Consider the following 17,188-nt stretch of genomic DNA (forward strand, 5'->3'; position numbering starts at 1 on the left):
GCACCTGGACGTCCGCACCATAGGATCAACCCCCGGAAGGGAGAGCGAATGCTCTGGAAGCTGCACGGCAATGGCCATCTCGAACCGGGTGCGGTCGTCGCCCCGGACGAACGTCTGGGGTGGGGCAAGACCATCGGGCTCGGCGCCCAGCACGTGGTGGCCATGTTCGGTGCCACCTTCGTCTTCCCGCTGCTGATGGGGCTCAACCCCCAGCTCGCGGTGATGATGAGCGGTATCGCCACGCTGATCTTCTTGGCGTTGACCCGCAACAAGGTGCCGAGCTACCTCGGCTCGTCCGCGTCCTTCGTGGGCGTCGCGACCGCGATCTACGCCCAGGGCGGGCGTCCGGACGATGTCTCGGGTGCGCTGCTGTGCGTCGGTGCGGCGCTGTTCGTGATCGGCCTGGTGATCCACTTCGCGGGGGCGCGGGTGATCCACCGGGTGCTGCCCCCCGTGGTCACCGGTGCCGTGGTGATGCTGATCGGTTTCAACCTCGCGCCCGTGGTCGCCAAGACCTACTGGCCGCAGGACCAGTGGACCGCTCTGCTGGTGATGCTCGTCGTCGTGCTGCTCTCGGTGGGCCTGCGCGGCTTCCTGGGCCGCATCGCCATCTTCTTGTCGCTGCTGTTCGGCTATGCGTTCAGCGCGCTGCTGGACCGCGTGGCTGGCCCGATCACCAAGACCGTGGACGGTGTGTCGACGCAGAACTACCGGGTCGACTGGTCCGGCGTCCGGACCGCTGACTGGTTCGGCCTGCCGCCGAAGACCGACCTGGCGAACTGGGCCTACGGGGCCGGTGACAATGTGCTCGGCTTCCACGCACCCCACTTCGCGCTCGCGTCGATCCTGGTCGCGCTGCCCGTCGTCATCGCGCTGGTCGCGGAGAACACCGGACACGTCAAGGCCGTGGCGGAGATGACCGGTGCCAACCTGGACGAGTCGATGGGGCGGGCGGTCGCCGCGGACGGCTTCACGTCCATGATCGCCACGGCCGTGGGGGCGGGCCCGACGACGACCTATGCGGAGAACATCGGCGTGATGGCGGCGACGCGCGTCTACTCGACCGCCGCCTACGTCGTGGCGGCACTGGTGGCGATCGGGTTCGGCTTCTCCCCCAAGTTCGGCGCGATCATCTCGGCGACGCCCGGTGGGGTGCTGGGCGGCATCACGGTCGTCCTCTACGGCATGATCGGCCTGCTCGGCGCGAAGATCTGGAAGGAGAACCAGGTCGATTTCGGAAACCCGGTGAATCTGGTTCCGGTGGCCGCGGGCATCATCATCGGCGTTGGCGACGTGTCGCTGACCATCGGCCAGAACTTCACCCTGGGCGGCATCGCCTTCGGCACCATCGCCGTCGTGTTGCTGTGGCACCTGGCGCGGGCCATCGCACCGAGGTACTTGTCGGACGCCGCTGGCGGCTCCAACCTGATCCTGGACGAGCCGGGCATGTACACCGTCGAGGGAGGGCAAGACCGCCCCTACCAGAAGTACGACCCCAGCAAGAAGGTGCGTTCCTAGCGGCAAGAAGGTGTGTTCCTAGGGCCCCGCTACCCGGGCCGCCCTCAAGCTCGGGGAACGTAATGTCTCAGACCCGGCGCGCGATCACGCGTCCGGCCACGCCAACCGCGAGCACGACCAGACCGACCGCGACCGACTGCCACGGCAACGTCACCACCAGCACCGCGCACAGCACCATCCCGAGCCCCTGCAGGGCGCGGGGATACATCCGTCCCTCGCTCTGGTGCCAGGCGGACGCGTTGGCGACGAAGTAGTAGAGCAGCACACCGAAGGACGAGAAGCCGATCACCCCTTGGAGGTCGACGACCAGCACCAGCGCGCTGACGACGACGGCCAGCACCGCCTCAGCCGTGCGGGGCACTCGGTACCGCTCGTCCACGCGGGCCAACGGCGCGGGCAGATCGCCTTCGCGCGCCATCGCCAAGCTGGTGCGCCCGACGCCGGCGATCAGGGAGAGCAGCGAACCGAGCGCCGCGCAGACGGCCCCGAACCGGACGACGACACCCAGCCACGAGCGTCCTTCCAGAGCGGCCGCGGCATCGGCGACCGGTGCGGTGCTGCCAGCGATCTCGTCGACGGGCAGCACGTGCAACAGCGTCAGTGCGACGACGAGGTAGGTGACCAGCGCGATACCCAGCGCGACCGTGATGGCGCGCGGGATGGTGCGGCGCGGCTCCACGACCTCCTCGCCCATCGTGGCGATCCGGGCGTAGCCAGCGAAGGCGAAGAAGAGCAGTCCGGCGGCCTGCAGGACGCCAACGGGTCCGGCTGAAGTGCTGGTGCCGGTGGGGCTGGGCGCGTCCGCAGCCCACGCGGTGACCGCGAAGACCGTCAGCACGGCCAGCACGATCCCAGCCAGGATCTTGGCCAGCCGGGCGGTGCGAGTGACGCCGAAGGCGTTCACGGCTGCCAGTGCCAGTACCGCCGCCACGGCGACCGGATGCTGCCAGGTGGAAGGGACGAGGTAGGCAGCGACCGTGAGCGCCATCGCGGCGCAGGAGGCCGTCTTGCCGATCACGAAACACCAGCCAGCAAGGAAGCCGGGCCATTCCCCCAGCTCCGCGCGGCCATGGAAGTAGGTGCCACCGCTGGTCGGGTAGCGGGCCGCGAGCTGGGCCGACGACGTCGCATTGCAGAAGGCGACGATGGCGGCGATGCCCAGACTGACCAGCAAGAGGTTCCCGGCGGCCGCGGCGGCCGGGCCGAAGGCGGCGAATACCCCCGCGCCCACCATGGACCCGACGCCGATCATCACCGCGTCCCCCAGCCCGAGCCGTCGGGCAAGAGCTGGTTGGGCGGTCGTCGTCATGCGCGGAGGTTAGCGGCGGCGCGTGAAGGTGAGGTGAACACGGCTCGCTGGCGGCCGCGCGCGAAACTGTCGCTGGCGACTGCTTCGATGGTGGCCATGGACAAGGACGTCACCGCAGGAGCGGGGATTGAGGGGCTGGTCATTGGCGCCGACGGGCTGGCCCGCCCGGGGTGGGCCAGCAAGGACGACCTGTTGCGCGCCTACTACGACACCGAGTGGGGCATGCCGGTGCGCGACGAGCAGGGGTTGTACGAACGGTTGACGCTCGAGGCCTTTCAGTCAGGGTTGAGTTGGGCCACGATCCTGCGCAAGCGGCCGGCCTTCCGGGCAGCGTTCGCCGGCTTTGATCCCGACGTCGTGGCGGGCTTCGACGAGACGGACGTCGAACGGTTGATGGCCGATGCCGGGATCGTCCGGAACCGACGCAAGGTGGACGCTGCGATCACCAATGCCCGGGCGACCGTGACCCTGCGTGATGAGGGCGGGTTGGCCGACTTCCTGTGGGGCTTCCGACCCGATCGGACGCCCGAGCCCAGCGTGGCGGCCGAGGTGCCATCGAGTTCGCCGGAGTCGGTGGCGTGCGCGAAGGCGTTGAAGAGGCGGGGATTTGTGTTCGTGGGACCGACGACGATGTTCGCGCTGATGGAGGCAGTCGGGATCGTAGATACACACCTGGTCGGGTCCTGGCGGCGTGGCAGCTCCGGGGTTTGGGCCTAGCGCTCGTGGCCCTCGGCATCATCCGAATGGTTGAGGTTCAGTTCGACAATGTTCGCGATGCCGTTGGAGGAGCTTCCTGATGGGGTTGATGGCATGGCAATTTCTCGTGCGCGTGCACCCTTCTTAGGCCGGCTGACCTCGCGCGGCGGCGCGGCGGCGCGAGCATGACCACCGCACCGCCGCCTTGCTGCTCTCCACGGGAAATCTCGCGGACCGGTGGGGGCGCAAGCGGCTCTTTCTCGCCGGTCTCATCGTGTTCGTCGCCGGCAGTCTGCTCGCTGCCGCCGCGTCCACTGCGGGAGTGCTGATCGGGGCGCGTGCGGTGCGGGCGGTCGGGGCGGCGTTCATCATGCCCTCGACTCTCTCCACCGTGAACGCCGTCTTCCGAGGCAAATACCGTGCCGCGGCGTTCGGGGTATGGGGTGCCGTGATCTCCGGTGCCGCTGCCGTCGGCCCGCTCGCCGGTGGCGCGCTCACCCAGTGGGCCTCTTGGCACTGGATCTTCCTAGTGAACCTCCCACTCGGCGTCCTCGTGTTCATTGCCGCGCTCTTCACCGTGCCCGAGACCCGCGGTGAGAAGAAACGCCCCGGTGTCGATGTCGACGGCGCCATGCTCAGCGCCATCGGATTCGGGGCACTCGTGTTCGCCGTCATCGAAGGCCCCGACCTCGGCTGGTGGAGCCCGAAGAACGAGCTCACCGTCTTCGGACGGGTATGGCCGAAAGATGCAGCGGTCTCGGCCGTGCCCGTCGCCTTCGGGATCGCCGTGGTCGCGCTGGTCTTGTTCGTGATCTGGGAACGACACCGAGAGAAAGTGCAGCGTGCCGCGCTGCTCGACCTCACACTGTTCTCGTTCTCCACGTTTTCCTGGGGCAATCTCACCGCCGCGATGGTCGCCGTCGGCGAGTTCGCGATCATCTTCGTGCTTCCGCTCTACCTCATCAACGCCCTCGGCCTCGACGTCATGGGCGCCGGCCTCGTGCTCGCCGCAATGGCCGTCGGCGCATTCCTCTCCGGCGCCTCGGCCCGGCACCTCGCCGCGAGGTTCGGCGCGCCCGGAACCGTGCTCATCGGGTTGGGCCTCGAGGTCGCAGGAATCCTCGTCCTCGCCCTCACCCTCGGGCCGGCGACCCCGGGCTGGCTCATCGCGATCCCTCTGGTCGTCTACGGCCTCGGCCTCGGCCTCGCCTCCGCGCAGCTCACCGGCACCGTCCTTCGCGACATCCCGGTCGACGTCTCCGGCCAGGGGTCAGCCACGCAGAGCACCGTCCGGCAGATCGGCTCCGCCCTCGGCACGGCATTCGCCGGGGCCGCGCTCTCGATCTCCCTCGCGATCACCCTCCCCAGCGCCCTGTCGGGCGCGGGACTCACCGGACCGGAGGCGGACTCGCTTGCGGACGCCACACGCCAGTCAGCGGGCACCACGATCATGCAGTTAAGACAGCAGGGAAGCAGTAGCAGTCTCGGCGATCAGACCGCGTCGGCCATCGACGCGCTCACGAGCGGGCTCGCCGATGCAACCCGCTGGGCGCTGCTGATTGCAACCCTGTTCCTCGCGCTCGGATTCGTCGGCGCCCTGCGCTTGCGCCAGGCATCTGCTCTTTCCGAGCTTCGCCGTCACTGAGATATTCCTCTGGACCTGTCCTGTCTCCGCGCTCATTTCTCGGCGCTTTCGAGGTCGCCGGCCCCGTCCCGATCACCGGTGGCATCCAGGGATTCGCCTTCTGGTGCTTGGTCTGCGAGCACGTCGACCGCGCCCGATACGACACGGACCTCGACTCGCTGCGTCGCCTCGCCTTCATCATGGGCCGAGACTACGTGCGAGACATCGCCGGGGCGCCTAGGGGTTGCGCACACGAAGAAGGCCGGTCCATGAGGACCGGCGCTTCTTGCTGGAGGAGCATATAGGGGATTCGAACCCCTGACCTTCTCATTGCGAAAGCCTCCGTGGCGTGGATTCGGCCCGTTTTGAGCCCGTTTCACGCCTTGCGACGGGTGCGCCAATGCCTGTGATTTCAGCTCGGGGGGTCCGCCGGGGTCCGCGCGAAAGTTGCTGTTCGATTATCGAACCGGCGCGGTCCATGCCGGTGAGAACTTTGCCACGATGGGTGCTGTCGGCATGGATCGTGGCGGAGCTTTGGCAGCCATCTCTTGGAGGAGCTTTGCTCTCGCTTCGCTGCTGCTCGTCGTGCTGATGGGTACGCGCGAGAGCGTGCACGCGCTGGTGGGTCTAGGCCGAACGCTCGGCAAGGACGGCATCAAGCCCCGGATCGGCCAGGAGCGCTTGGATGGCATCTGCCGGTGCTCCCACGCCTGCCCAATCGGGGTCCACGTCGCAGGCGAGGCACCACGCCCTGTCTGCCGGCCAGACGAAGGCCGGCGTGGTGCCGTCGATCTGTTCCTCTCCCCCAGCGGCCAGGGCACCCAGGGGACCACGCACGATGTAGTAGTTACGGGCATAGCTGGTCAGCGGTGGTCGCGCGGGGCGCGGTACGCAGTCCGTCCAGGGCATCCCGTCCCACAGCAGGAAATAGGCGTCGTTCGGGGTCGTGGTCCACGGCGTCAGCACGGCCAGGGCTGTGTCGATGATGCGGAGCTCGTCGCCGCCATCGTCGTGGAGCTGGGACAGGGCGCCGCGCCCCGGCGGTGGAGGTGCGAGCAGGCTCACGCGTGCATAGGACGCGAATCGTGCCGGGCCGTAGCCGACGGTCGCCTGCCAAGCGGGTTCGCTCAGGTCGAGCCACTCAGTTCCTGCGGGAGACGTGGCCCACGTGAATGGCTCCTGGGTGGGATTGCTCATGGCACTTGATGATGGCCCATGGCCGATCGATCATGCATCGGCTCAGAGAACGAGGGGACGTTCCGGACCAACTGGCCCAGGGCGTCCCTGCTTGTGCGTGGCAGGTGGCGGCGGGGTGCGATGGGGTGCGCAGAGGGAGCGAAGCGACCGGAGCGCGAGGCCCTGTCGCGGGGCCCCGCTGTCACCGGCCACGTGCGCCGAAGGCGCCTTGAGTCAGTAGGGAAAATTCTCACAGCCCGTTGACGTCGAACAATCGACCGTGTGAACCTTAAGCACCTGCCCCCGAAAGGATCGCAAAGATGCGACGAAAACTAGCAGCGGCCTCCGCGTGCAGCCTGCTGACATCGTTGGCAGTGTCAATTCCCGCCGCCCCAGCGTTTGCTTGCACCAATGATCCCCTCCTTCCCGGTTCCGTGGACGGCAAGGAGATGCGCTACGTCAATGGTGGGACGATCCCAGAAACCAGTGCAGCAATTAGCAACTGGAACGCGCTCGGGACAATCAAGATCCTACCTAACGCATGGAACACCTACAACGATGTCGAAATCGCGGGTGTAATCAATCCATCCGTTTCGTATTCAGGACTGTGGACCCAAAGAACTGGCGCTGACACGATTTGGATCAACAAATATTACACCGATAAGTACAGCAGCGCCAAGCGCAAGGGAGTGGTGGTACATGAGCTCGGCCATGCACTCCGCCTAGGCCACACCAACACGCCCGCGACAGTAATGTATTGCAACGACGACGGGCGAACCGTTTATGCTCCAAGCACAGCGGATAAGAACAAGTACTACTCGATCTGGGGGCACTGAGAATGAACCAACGCCATTCTAAGCTTGCCCTCGGCGCTGTTCTTCTCGCGACCGCGACAGCAGGGGCCGCCGCATGGCAGATGCAGCCCGTTCGGGATGTGCACGTAGCGGCCACGGAAGCCTTCGACCTAGACAAAGCCGCCAATGCAGCGGCTTGGGCGGATGACGTCTTTGTTGCTGAAGTCACCTCAGGTCCGAAGTACCATTCAATTTCGGGCGATCTGCCGGTGACCGTGTGGAACGCTAAGGTCTTGGATGTTTCGAAAGGTCGGGTAACGAAAACCATCCACATTGCCCAATCGGGCGGCCTCGATTCAGTAAAGAAGGAACGATTCGTTGTCGAGGGGGTCATCCCCCTCGAGGAGGGACACACGTACCTGTTCGTGACGCGAGCCAGTTCGCGTGGTTGGCACATGGTGCCCACGGGGCGCCAGCCCGTCGAGATCACCGGTAGCCCTTCGACGGCTCTCGCAGCTTTCAAAAAAGAAGCGTCTCACGAAAAGGTTACCCCAGACCTGGAGCAATTCCCCTCGGAAGTAGCTGCTTCACAGAACGACGACACAATTTACCAAAAAGCTCAAGCTTAGCGCACGGCTCTATCCCGCTTTAATCACGCTGGTGTGGCGTCAATGTTTCATCGCGCCACACCAGCCTAATTACGGTCTTGGCATCATGCGGCTTGCTGCGCGGAAGGTGTTTGCCGCCTGCGTCAAAGTTTTCGGATTCATGAATACAGTTAAGGACATATTCGAGGCTCGAATTCTCCTCAAGGGAGCGTGCAATCCTCGACCATCCGCGAGGTCGCCCGCCGCTATCCGTCCCCGATCCGCATCGCCCTGCCGACCGAGCAGCAGGCCGCCGAGGATGCCCTCCCGCCCGCCACGTCCGCTGTCGTGGATGCCGCCCAGGAGTTCAGCGAGCCCCGTGCCCGCAAGCCCAGGGCCCCGCGCAAGCCCCGCCAGCCCCGCAACGTCGAGGACCAGGGGAATCCACTCGACAAGCTCGGGGATCGTGAGCCGTCGCTGGATGACGTGCTGGGAGGAGACGCGGCATGACTGGCCACGCGGGGCCCACTTCGAGGGATTCGGAGAGGCCGCCCCTCTCGACCTCGACCTGAGCCCCCGCGCCCAGGCCGCCATGCTCGCTCGCATCAAGGACGGCACCTGGGACGCCTTCGCCACTGCTGCCGCCCACGTCGGGCACTGCGCCCACCCCATCCGTCTCACCGGCTCCACCAGCCGCATCGACGCCCAGACCGGCGAAGTCCTCTCCGTCTTCCGTTCGCAAGACCAGCCGTTGGGTGTGTTGTTCCAGCGCTGCGGCAACCGCCGCGAATCCGTCTGCCCGTCCTGCTCGCGGCTGTATGCCCGCGACACCTTCGAGGTGATCCGCTGCGGCGTCCAGGGCGGCAAGAACATCCCCGACACCGTCGCCGACAATCCGCTGATCTTCCTCACCCTCACCGCACCCTCCTTCGGCGCCGTCCACGGCACCCGCGGCGGCAAGCCCTGCCACCCGCACCGTGAAGGACACCTCTGCCCCCACGGACGTCCCCTGTGGTGCACCACTCGCCACACCGACGATGACCCGCTGCTCGGGCAGCCGATCTGTCCCGACTGCTACCGCTACGACCACCACCTCATCTGGCAGTGGTGGGCCCCCGAACTCTGGCGCCGCTTCACCATCGCCCTCGGCCGTCACCTCGCCCACACCCTCGGCGTGAAGCCCTCCAAGCTGCGCGACGTGTGCTCAGTGCAGTTCGCCAAGGTCGCCGAAATGCAGACCCGCGGCGCCATCCACTTCCACGCCCTCATCCGCCTCGTTGGCCCCGCCCACGAGGGTATCGGCGCCCCCGCACCCGCCAGCATCACCGCCGACACCCTCGCCCGCGTAGCTCACGAGGCCGCCCAGGCGGTCACCTACCTTGCGCCGGCCCCGCACGAGACCATCCGGCCCGTGGTGCTTCGCTTCGGTTCCCAGATCGATGCGAAGCCCGGGAACCCGGGCCGCCGCCCCGACGACCCCGACCGCGAACTCACCCCCGGCCAGGTCGCCGGATACCTGGCGAAGTACGCCACCAGGGACGCCTCCGCCGCCAAGCACTGCACCACCAACCGCGTGCTGCCCACCATCAAGCGGTTCACCCTGGGCAAGGGATCGAACGACCTGCTGCTGACCACCTACATGGGTGCTCAACTGCACCGCAACGCCGTCGTGCGCACCCTCGACTGGAAGAACACCGCCCGAGGCCGTCGCATCCACGACCTGCGCCACACCGCTGCCTGCCTGTGGCGGGCCGTGGTGTCGACCCGGGGACCGTGCAGGCATGGATGGGCCACGAGTCCATCGCGACCACGAACCGGTACCTGCACCACCTGGGCACGGGCGCCGCCATCGCCGGCCTGACAAGGCTCAATGCGGCCCTGGGGACCGCCGGGGCCCGCGAGAGCTGGCGCAATGGCCCCAGACATGAAAGAACCCCGCATGACCGGAACCGTTCTTCCTAGTCAGCGAGGTTTCTTGCCGGTGGAGCATAGGGGATTCGAACCCCTGACCTTCTCATTGCGAACGAGACGCGCTACCAACTGCGCCAATGCCCCAAGTGCGAAGCACACACTAGCACCCGCGCCCGCTGGGGCGCGAACCGGTCACTCCCCCACAGCGCGGTCGCGACGCTCGTCTGCGACGGGTGCTTCGAGCGGCTCGGCGACGACCGGCATCCGCGGGACGGACACCGTCGGCTCCGGGGCCGACAGGTCGATCGTCCGCACGGTACGGGGCACCAGCGGCTTGTCCAGATAGGTGGGTGCGACGACGGGGATCGGGTCCCACAAGGAGCCCGTCACCTCGATGGGGGCGCTGATCTCGATGGAGAGTTCGTGCGAGTCCTCCGCGTCAGCCTCCAGGGGCCGCAACACCACGGTTGCCTCGTCATCGTCCGCTTCGTCGATCGCGGCCAGACGTGCGTCCAGACGGGCGTTCATGCTGGTCACGCTGACGTGCGCGACGTAGCCGAAAGCACCCAACAACACGAAGGGGACGAGTGCCTGCCACCAGGTCACCGAGGTGAAGGGGGCAGCGAGCGCGGACAGCAGGCTTGTGGTGACCAGACCGATGAGCACGCGGCGACGACGACGAGCCGCCAGACGCGCAGTCTGATGGATCTCGTAGCGCGCGGCACGACGGGTCAGGGGCGTGGAGACCTCGGCAACCTCGTCGGTATGGGCCAACTGGATGATCCTGACGGCGCGCGTGAACCGCTCGCCGATGTCGCCATCCTCAATCGGGTCGACCTCACGCCGGGACAAGAACCACGGCACGAGGAAGACCAGCCAGACCACTGCCAGTGCACCATAGATCAATCCCGCTCCCACAGGCAGAAACCGTACGTTGCGATTCGAGTTGGACACTTGACCTCGACCGCGTGTCGAGGAATCCATTGACAATTCACCGGTCCGGCGTCTCCTGGCAGCCCCAGGATGTGGGCGGAGATGACCTCACGGCCCCCTCGACAGGCTCGAGGATTGCTCTTGGGGTTCCGGGGAATGTTCGGGGTTCAGCCGAGATAGCGGTTCAGCACCCCGCCGGGGACCTCGTCCTTGGTGAGGGCGAAGCAGAGGTGGTCGCGCCACTCGCCGTCGATGTGCAGGAAGGCCCGCCGCAGACCTTCCGGTCGGAAGCCGAGCTTCTCGACCACGCGGAGCGACTTGGTGTTCTCGGGACGAATGCAGACCTCGATCCGGTGCAGGTCCATCACCTGGAAGCAGTAGTCGGTGGCCAGGGCCACAGCGGTCGGGGCGACACCGCGCCCGGCCAGTTCCTCGTCCACCCAGTAGCCGATCGAGCCGAACCTGGCCGAGCCAAGCACGATGTTGGAAACACTCACCTGCCCCGACAGCCGGCACCGCTTCGGGTCGGTGGGATGGCCCGGCCACCCCTCGTCCCAGCACACGGCAAACGGGAGCGCCGTCCCCTCGCGTCCGGCCCGATCCGACAGCCGGACCATCTGGCCGAAACTCGGACGCTTGCCGCCACCCTCGGGCGGCATCGTCGCGTCCCACGGACCCGTCCAGGCACGGTTGCGGGTGCGGACCTCGTCCCAACGCTTGCGATCGAGCCGGCGCAGCCCGCGCAGCACCACGTTCCCGCTGCGCAGTTCCACCGGCCAGCTGTGCCGGCTGGGGAACTCCACGCCCTCGGGCAGCGACCGTCCGTCGGGGGACTGCCATGGGGACAGCAGTTTCGGGACCTCCACCGTGGTCGCGATGGGCGGTGCCGTGCGGCGCAGCGCAGGGTCGGGGCGCAGGTCATCGACGGACGTCTGTTCGGCCCGCCAGACCCGGCGCTCAGTCACGGTCGATCATCCACACCACCACGGGCTGCCCGGCGGGCACGTCCTCGGCCCCCTCAGCCAGCACGACCAGCGCATTCGCGGTGGCCAGGTTCGCGCTCGGGTGGTCGCCGTGGACGAGGTCGACGCTGTGCCGTCCACCTTCTTCGCGGACGAATGCAGGGATCGCCGTGAACACGCCGGGCGTCGAGCGGACGATCGTGGTCGTGATCGCGCGCTGGTTGACCGGAGTGACCGGCTCGACACCCATCAGCGTGCGGATCACCGGACGACCGAACGCGTGGAAGCCCACCAGCGCACCGGTCGGGTTGGACGGCAGCATCAGCAGCGGCACCTCATCGTCGCCCATCAACCCGAAGCCCTGCCGTGAGCCGGGCTGCAGCGCCAGGTCAGTGATGTCACAGCGTCCCAGCCCGGGGGCGACCTGCTCCAGCACCGCGGCCCCCTCGAGCCCCCCGGTGGTGATGACGAGGTCGGCGCGGATCAACTGGTCGCCGATCACCTCCCGCACCCGGGTGACGTCCTCGGAGTCGACGGCGACCCGCCAGACCTGGCAACCCTCGGCCTTCGCGGCGGCGGCCAGCGTGTAGGAGGTCGCGTCGAAATGCTGTTCCGGGCTGGTGAGCCGACGGGAGGGGTCGACGAGGTCTGAGCCGATCGAGACCACCACGACGCGCGGACGGGGACGGGCCAGCACCTTGTCGACGCCGGCCTCGGCGAGTAGCCCGATGGAACGAGCGTCGAGCACCCGTCCCTGTTCGAGCACCTTGTCACCGTCCACCATCAGGCTGGCGCGAGCGCGAACATTCTCCCCGGCCACAACGGGTTCGAGCACGCGCAGCCGCTGGTCCTTGGCGGTGGTGAACTCCTTGGGGAGCACGCAATCCGCGCCCTCGGGCATGGGTTGGCCAGCAGCCACCGGCGTGGCCTTGCCGGTGGTCAGGGGCCCGCTGGCACCGCCGGGGCGCAGCGTCAGGCCGCGGGGTTCGCCCTGGGTAGCTCCGGCGACGTCCTCGGCGCGCACACCGTAGCCGTCCACGGTGGCGGAGTCGAAGGCGGGCAGGTCGGTCGCAGCCGGCACCGATTCGCACAGTGCCAAGCCCCACGCATCCAACAACGCCATGCCGAACGGCGGCAGCGGTTGCACCAGGCCGAGCACGTAGTCGCGGTGGGCGTCGACGGTCCGGCGACCATCGCCGTCGGGCTCGGGCGCCTCGGGCAGGGTCGGTTCAGGCACCGCCTCGTCGGTGGGGGCGGCGACCTTCTTCTTGCGTCCGAACAGAGCCATGGCTCCTACGATAGGGCGATGACCGCGACCACCCCCGAAGGCGCTGCCGCAAGGGCGAAGTCCCAGCTCAGGGCGGAACGGCTGGCAGCCCGTCGCGCGGTACCCACGATGATCTGGCAGGAATGGGACGAGCAGCGCGACGCCCGGGTGCTCGAGCAGCTGACGGACGCGGGGACGATCGCGACCTACCTTTCGATGCCAGCTGGGGGTTCGCGCCCTGAACCCGGGACACTGGCTGTGACCGAAACCCTGTGGCGGCGGGGGCAACGGGTGCTCGCGCCGGTGCTGTCGCCCACGGCCGATGGCGCTCGGCATGACCCGGACTGGGCTCGGTACGAAGGCCCGGACCGGCTGCGGGACGGGCTGTGGGGCATCCCCGAGCCCACGGGGCCTGCGCTCGGAGCGGCGGCGCTGGCGCAGGCGGACGTGGTGCTGTGTTCCGCGATGGCGGTCACGCTGGACGGACGTCGGCTGGGCGTGGGCGGTGGCTGGTTCGACCGGGCGCTCGCGTTCGCTCGCCCGGATGCGCTGCTGGTTGCCCTGGTGACTGACGACGACGTCGTGGACGCCCTGCCCACCGAACCGCACGACCGGACGATCGACGTGATCGTGACCCCGACGCGGACGCTGCACGCCTGAGCGGAACAGAAGGACGATTGTGAGCGTTGTGCCACGCGTCGATACGATCTGTTGCCGACCGTCGAGAAAGGGGCCTGATGCCCACCTACCAGTACCGCTGCCGCGAATGTGGTGTCGAGCTTGAGAAGGTGCAGAAGTTCAGCGACCCAGCGCTGACCGTCTGCGAGGAGTGCGGCGGGGAACTGCGCAAGGTCTACAACGCCGTCGGCGTCGTGTTCAAGGGCTCGGGCTTCTACGCCACTGACAACCGGACCAAGGGCGCCTCCAACTCCGCGAACTCCAGCTCGGAGAACTCGTCCGCGCCCTCCAGCACCAGTACCAGCGGCTCCAGCGGCTCGACCTCCGATTCATCCTCCGGATCGTCATCCTCCTCGTCCGGCTCAACCACGGCCAGTTCCACGCCGGCCAGCAAGGCCTCCTGAACCACTGCCTTTTTGTCCACAGCCACCCGTTGCTTCGGCGCGGCCTGTGGACGGTGACACGAAAGTCCTCGCATTTCCCAGAGTGGAGATGTGAGGATCTCTTCGTTCTGGGCCCAACTCGTCCGCGCTGCGCGCTGGCACCGCCGCTCGCTGGCCGCACTCGCGGCCGCAGGCTGCGTGCTGGCGATCATCGGCGCCCTCTCCCCTGCCCCCGAGGCGACCGTACCGGTGGTCGTCGCAGCGCGGGCGCTCGACGGCAGCGACCCGATCACGGACGACGACCTGACCGTGGCCGAGATGCCGTCCCGGCTGGTGCCGGACGAGTCGGTCTCCGACCCCACCGACCTGGTTGGGCGCCTGCTCGCCGCGCCGGTGCCGCGGGGCGCGCCGGTGACTGCGCTGGGCGTGATCTCATCCAGCGCATCACACGCCAAGGGTGAGCTGCTGGTGCCGATCCACGTCCGCGACCGCTCGGCGCTGCAGGTCGTCCGCTCCGGCGACCGGGTGACGGTCGTCGCAGCAGGCCAGGACGGCAACCCTGTGACCATCGCGTCCAGGGTCAGGGTGGCGCAGGTGCCGGCCACCGAGGGTGATGACGGCGTGCTGCTCGTTGCTGCCCCGGAAGAGATCGCACAGAAGCTGGCGGCGTGGTCCGGGTCGTCCGATCTGGGCATTGCACTGGGCTGAGCAATGAGAAACTGTGAACAATCACAGGTTGGGAACCAGTCACCAAACACCCGTTCAACGTCGCACTGACTAGCCTCAATACCCCAAAAAGGGTGGGCGCTGTTTAACTCACCGGACGCATAATGATGTCTCACCATGGGCGTGTCCGAATTGTTGATCGTTCCAAGGTGTCCTAGCGTTGGCAGCGCGCAGTGCCCGTCCGGGTCTGCCTGTCGAACTGAGAGGAGAGACCCATGTCGGGTTTCAAGGACTTCGTCTTGCGCGGCAATCTCGTTGAGCTGGCCGTCGCTTTCATCATCGGTGGCGCTTTCGCCACCGTCGTCACCGCTTTCACCACGGTCATCATGGACCTGCTGGGCAAGCTGGGTGGCACCCCCGACTTCTCGAACTACGCCCCGAGCGGTGTTCACGTCGGTGCCTTCCTGACCGCCCTGATCGCCTTCCTGATCCTGGCCTTCGTCGTGTACTTCTTCATCGTGAAGCCGTACGAGGCTGCCAAGGCCCGCTTCATCGCTCCGGCCGACGCCGCTGAGACCCCGGAGAGCCTGCTCGCCGAGATCCGGGACGAGCTGCGCAAGCGCTCCATCTGATCTGACTGATCTGCTGGGGCTCGCCCCAACACATCACACGACGAACCCCGCACCGGATTGGTGCGGGGTTCGTCCGTCATTGGGCAATCTCGCCCTTGGGGAAGGGGACGCGTGACCTCAGCCCACGTTGCCGTGGTGCGGCGGACGCTCGGCCAGCAGCCGCTGCTCCGCAGGTCCGATCACCCGGGGGCCGGTGTGTCTGGTCGGCACCAGCCCGTCGACGCCCAGCTCGGTGCGGGCCTGCGCCAGCACGGCAGTAAGGCGTGCGAACCCGATCGGACGCACGAGCTCCGGCTCCACCGGGAAGGGCCAGGCCTCCCCCGCCTCCTGCCGCTGGTGGCGCAGGTCGGCGATGCGTTCGGGCGTCCAGCCGTTGCCGGACAGCCACTCGGCCAGGTCGGCGTCACCCTCGGGGACGGGCACGGCCTCGCCTACCAGGGCGAGGCCGAGCACCTTCAGCAGTTCGGGGTTCACCCCTCCAGCACCGTCATGTCGGCGATCGTCGTGGGCTCGTCCGCGTCGATCTGCACGCGTCCCTTGACCACGACGCCGCGGCCGAAGGTGACGTCGCCGTCCACCGTCAACAGCTCCGCCTCACGCAGCGACGGCGGCTCCGGGATGCGGCGCTCGAAGTCCTGCACCAGCTTGAAGGGCTTGCCCAAGATCACCTCGGGCGCCTTCTCGGTCTGCGCGACCAGGTGGCCCAGGTCGTCGAGCTCGTACAGGTCCGAGCGCAACAGCAGCAGCTCGTTGGTCGTCTTGACCGGGACGAAACGGTCACGGCCGACGCAGATGGCGGTGGCGCCCGGGAAGACCTCGATCGCGGCGCCCATGGCGGTCTCGATCTGCACCACGGACGGCGAGCTGGCGTCGGCCGGGTCGACGGTCTTGGTGTTGCGGATCATCGGCAGCCCCAGCACCGAGTGCTTGGCGGTGAGGGTGTCGCGGACCGCCTGCAGGTCGAGCCACAGGTTGTTGGTGTTGAAGTAGCGGTGACGATGCTCGTCGGTGAAGTACTGCATCTCGTCCGGCGAGGTCTGCGCGGTCTCGCGCAGCACCAGCTGGCCGTCTTCCTTGCGGACCGCGACGTGGCCGCCCTTCTTGTCGTTGACGGTGCGCACGCACAGCTCGGCCGCGAAGGGAGCACCGGTCTGGGCGAACCAACCGGCGATCTGCGGGTCGGGCGTCGCCCCCAGGTTGTCGCCATTGCTGACCGTGGCGTAGCGGAAGCCCGCGGCGAGCAGCTGGTCCAGCACGCCGGAGCCCTCCAGCGCGGTGTACAGGTCACCGTGGCCGGGCGGACACCACTCGAGCGTCGGGTCGGCGGGCCACTCGGCAGGCTCCAGGGAGTCGGCCAGCAGCTTCGGCTCCTGGTTCTGCAGGAAGTCGACGGGCAGTCCCTCGACGGCCAGGTCGGGGTACTTCGCGAGCACCTCGAGGGTGTCCTCGCGCGTCCGGAAGGAGTTCATGAACAACAGCGGCAGCGCGACGTCGTAGCGCTCGCGGGCCGACAGGGTCTGCTTGACGATGATGTCGAGGAAGTTGAGGCCGTCCCTGACCGGGAGCAGGTTCTTGGCACGGTCCAGGCCCATGGAGGTGCCCAGTCCACCGTTCAGCTTGATGAAGACGGTCTTGGCGAAGGCCTCGTGTGCGTCGGCCTCGGAGACCTCGATGCCGTCGACGGTGGCGACGTCCGAGAGGGGCTCGATCAAGCTCTCCAGGATCAGGCCCCCGGCGCCCGATTCGAGCTCGTGGTAGTAGTGGGAGAACACCTCGATGGCGGCTTCGCTGACCCCCGCGGCGCGCATCTTGTCCTGTGCTGCCTTCAGTCCATGCTCACTCATGGTTCGAGCCTACCCAGCGTCGGGTGCAAGGCCAGCCGGACGAGTGACCAGAGGGCATGGGGAGAGCGACGTCGCAGAAGGGCCGTGAGGCCGTCTACCCACCCCCAGGAGACGTTGCGACGCGACGTCGCTCTCGTAGTCAAATGTAGGGGCCAGCCCCGGCCCTGACCGTCCTTTTGGGCGGTGGCGAGCGATGCTTTCAGGTGAT

At 67.5% G+C, this 17,188-nt stretch carries 18 protein-coding genes and 1 tRNA gene; 11 read left to right on the forward strand and 8 right to left on the reverse strand.

Annotated features, from left to right (window positions below; genetic code table 11):
* Positions 1-48 precede the first annotated feature (48 nt).
* Positions 49-1,518 carry a uracil-xanthine permease family protein gene (locus tag ABD089_RS10410; protein ID WP_343886315.1) on the forward strand — a complete coding sequence of 490 codons (1,470 nt, stop codon included), beginning with the start codon at positions 49-51 and terminating at the stop codon, positions 1,516-1,518.
* Between the two features lie 67 nt (positions 1,519-1,585).
* Here ABD089_RS10410 and ABD089_RS10415 read toward each other — a convergent pair whose 3' ends face one another.
* Positions 1,586-2,827 carry an APC family permease gene (locus tag ABD089_RS10415; RefSeq protein ID WP_343886316.1) on the reverse strand — a complete coding sequence of 414 codons (1,242 nt, stop codon included), beginning with the start codon at positions 2,825-2,827 and terminating at the stop codon, positions 1,586-1,588.
* 96 nt (positions 2,828-2,923) lie between these two features.
* On the opposite strand from ABD089_RS10415, the gene ABD089_RS10420 reads away from it, so the two are divergent.
* Positions 2,924-3,544 carry a DNA-3-methyladenine glycosylase I gene (locus ABD089_RS10420; RefSeq protein ID WP_343886317.1) on the forward strand — a complete coding sequence of 207 codons (621 nt, stop codon included), beginning with the start codon at positions 2,924-2,926 and terminating at the stop codon, positions 3,542-3,544.
* Positions 3,545-3,728: 184 nt separating this feature from the next.
* Positions 3,729-5,168, forward strand: a complete 1,440-nt coding sequence (locus ABD089_RS10425; protein WP_343886318.1) for an MFS transporter — start codon at positions 3,729-3,731, stop codon at positions 5,166-5,168.
* 606 nt (positions 5,169-5,774) lie between these two features.
* On the opposite strand, the gene ABD089_RS10430 is transcribed toward ABD089_RS10425, so the two are convergent.
* On the reverse strand, positions 5,775-6,344 hold the full coding sequence (locus ABD089_RS10430; RefSeq protein ID WP_343886319.1) for a hypothetical protein: 570 nt from the start codon (positions 6,342-6,344) through the stop codon (positions 5,775-5,777).
* A gap of 299 nt (positions 6,345-6,643) precedes the next feature.
* Here ABD089_RS10430 and ABD089_RS10435 point away from each other — a divergent pair, with 299 nt between their 5' ends.
* From ABD089_RS10435 to ABD089_RS10450, 4 genes are all read left to right on the forward strand, one after another.
* Positions 6,644-7,159, forward strand: coding sequence for a matrixin family metalloprotease (locus ABD089_RS10435; RefSeq protein WP_343886320.1), 516 nt, complete (start codon positions 6,644-6,646; stop codon positions 7,157-7,159).
* Between the two features lie 2 nt (positions 7,160-7,161).
* Positions 7,162-7,746, forward strand: a complete 585-nt coding sequence (locus ABD089_RS10440) for a hypothetical protein (protein WP_343886321.1) — start codon at positions 7,162-7,164, stop codon at positions 7,744-7,746.
* 189 nt (positions 7,747-7,935) lie between these two features.
* A complete protein-coding gene (locus ABD089_RS10445; protein ID WP_343886322.1) occupies positions 7,936-8,214 on the forward strand; it encodes a hypothetical protein in 279 nt (92 codons plus the stop codon).
* Positions 8,186-9,565 (forward strand): replication initiator, encoded by a 1,380-nt coding sequence (locus tag ABD089_RS10450; protein ID WP_343886323.1) that lies wholly within the window; start codon positions 8,186-8,188, stop codon positions 9,563-9,565. Before ABD089_RS10445 ends, ABD089_RS10450 begins: the two co-directional genes overlap by 29 nt.
* A 121-nt stretch (positions 9,566-9,686) precedes the next feature.
* On the opposite strand, the gene ABD089_RS10455 is transcribed toward ABD089_RS10450, so the two are convergent.
* The 4 genes from ABD089_RS10455 to ABD089_RS10470 all read right to left on the reverse strand — a co-directional run bounded on the left by ABD089_RS10455 (position 9,687) and on the right by ABD089_RS10470 (position 12,798).
* A tRNA-Ala gene (locus ABD089_RS10455) sits at positions 9,687-9,759 on the reverse strand.
* A gap of 48 nt (positions 9,760-9,807) precedes the next feature.
* A complete protein-coding gene (locus ABD089_RS10460; protein ID WP_343886324.1) occupies positions 9,808-10,521 on the reverse strand; it encodes a hypothetical protein in 714 nt (237 codons plus the stop codon).
* 194 nt (positions 10,522-10,715) lie between these two features.
* The gene (locus ABD089_RS10465) at positions 10,716-11,315 is read right to left on the reverse strand and encodes a GNAT family N-acetyltransferase (RefSeq protein ID WP_343886444.1); all 600 of its coding nucleotides are present in this window, start codon (positions 11,313-11,315) and stop codon (positions 10,716-10,718) included.
* Positions 11,316-11,505: 190 nt separating this feature from the next.
* Positions 11,506-12,798: a molybdopterin molybdotransferase MoeA gene (locus ABD089_RS10470; RefSeq protein WP_343886325.1), complete on the reverse strand. Its 1,293-nt coding sequence runs from the start codon at positions 12,796-12,798 to the stop codon at positions 11,506-11,508.
* Between the two features lie 18 nt (positions 12,799-12,816).
* Between ABD089_RS10470 and ABD089_RS10475 the strand changes: the two genes are divergently transcribed.
* The 4 genes from ABD089_RS10475 (at position 12,817) to mscL (ending at position 15,136) form a co-directional block, all read left to right on the forward strand.
* Positions 12,817-13,437: a 5-formyltetrahydrofolate cyclo-ligase gene (locus tag ABD089_RS10475; RefSeq protein ID WP_343886326.1), complete on the forward strand. Its 621-nt coding sequence runs from the start codon at positions 12,817-12,819 to the stop codon at positions 13,435-13,437.
* A 77-nt stretch (positions 13,438-13,514) separates the two neighbouring features.
* Positions 13,515-13,859 carry an FmdB family zinc ribbon protein gene (locus ABD089_RS10480; protein WP_343886327.1) on the forward strand — a complete coding sequence of 115 codons (345 nt, stop codon included), beginning with the start codon at positions 13,515-13,517 and terminating at the stop codon, positions 13,857-13,859.
* Positions 13,860-13,949: 90 nt separating this feature from the next.
* Positions 13,950-14,546, forward strand: coding sequence for an SAF domain-containing protein (locus ABD089_RS10485; RefSeq protein WP_343886328.1), 597 nt, complete (start codon positions 13,950-13,952; stop codon positions 14,544-14,546).
* A 233-nt stretch (positions 14,547-14,779) separates the two neighbouring features.
* Positions 14,780-15,136, forward strand: coding sequence for a large conductance mechanosensitive channel protein MscL (gene mscL, locus ABD089_RS10490; protein WP_343886329.1), 357 nt, complete (start codon positions 14,780-14,782; stop codon positions 15,134-15,136).
* Between the two features lie 117 nt (positions 15,137-15,253).
* On the opposite strand, the gene ABD089_RS10495 is transcribed toward mscL, so the two are convergent.
* On the reverse strand, positions 15,254-15,610 hold the full coding sequence (locus ABD089_RS10495) for a hypothetical protein (RefSeq protein WP_343886330.1): 357 nt from the start codon (positions 15,608-15,610) through the stop codon (positions 15,254-15,256).
* A complete protein-coding gene (locus tag ABD089_RS10500; RefSeq protein WP_343886331.1) occupies positions 15,607-16,980 on the reverse strand; it encodes a UTP--glucose-1-phosphate uridylyltransferase in 1,374 nt (457 codons plus the stop codon). The genes ABD089_RS10495 and ABD089_RS10500 overlap by 4 nt, the downstream gene beginning before the upstream one ends.
* Positions 16,981-17,188: the final 208 nt, after the last annotated feature.

Source organism: Luteococcus sanguinis, from assembly GCF_039527675.1.
Lineage (GTDB): Bacteria > Actinomycetota > Actinomycetes > Propionibacteriales > Propionibacteriaceae > Luteococcus > Luteococcus sanguinis.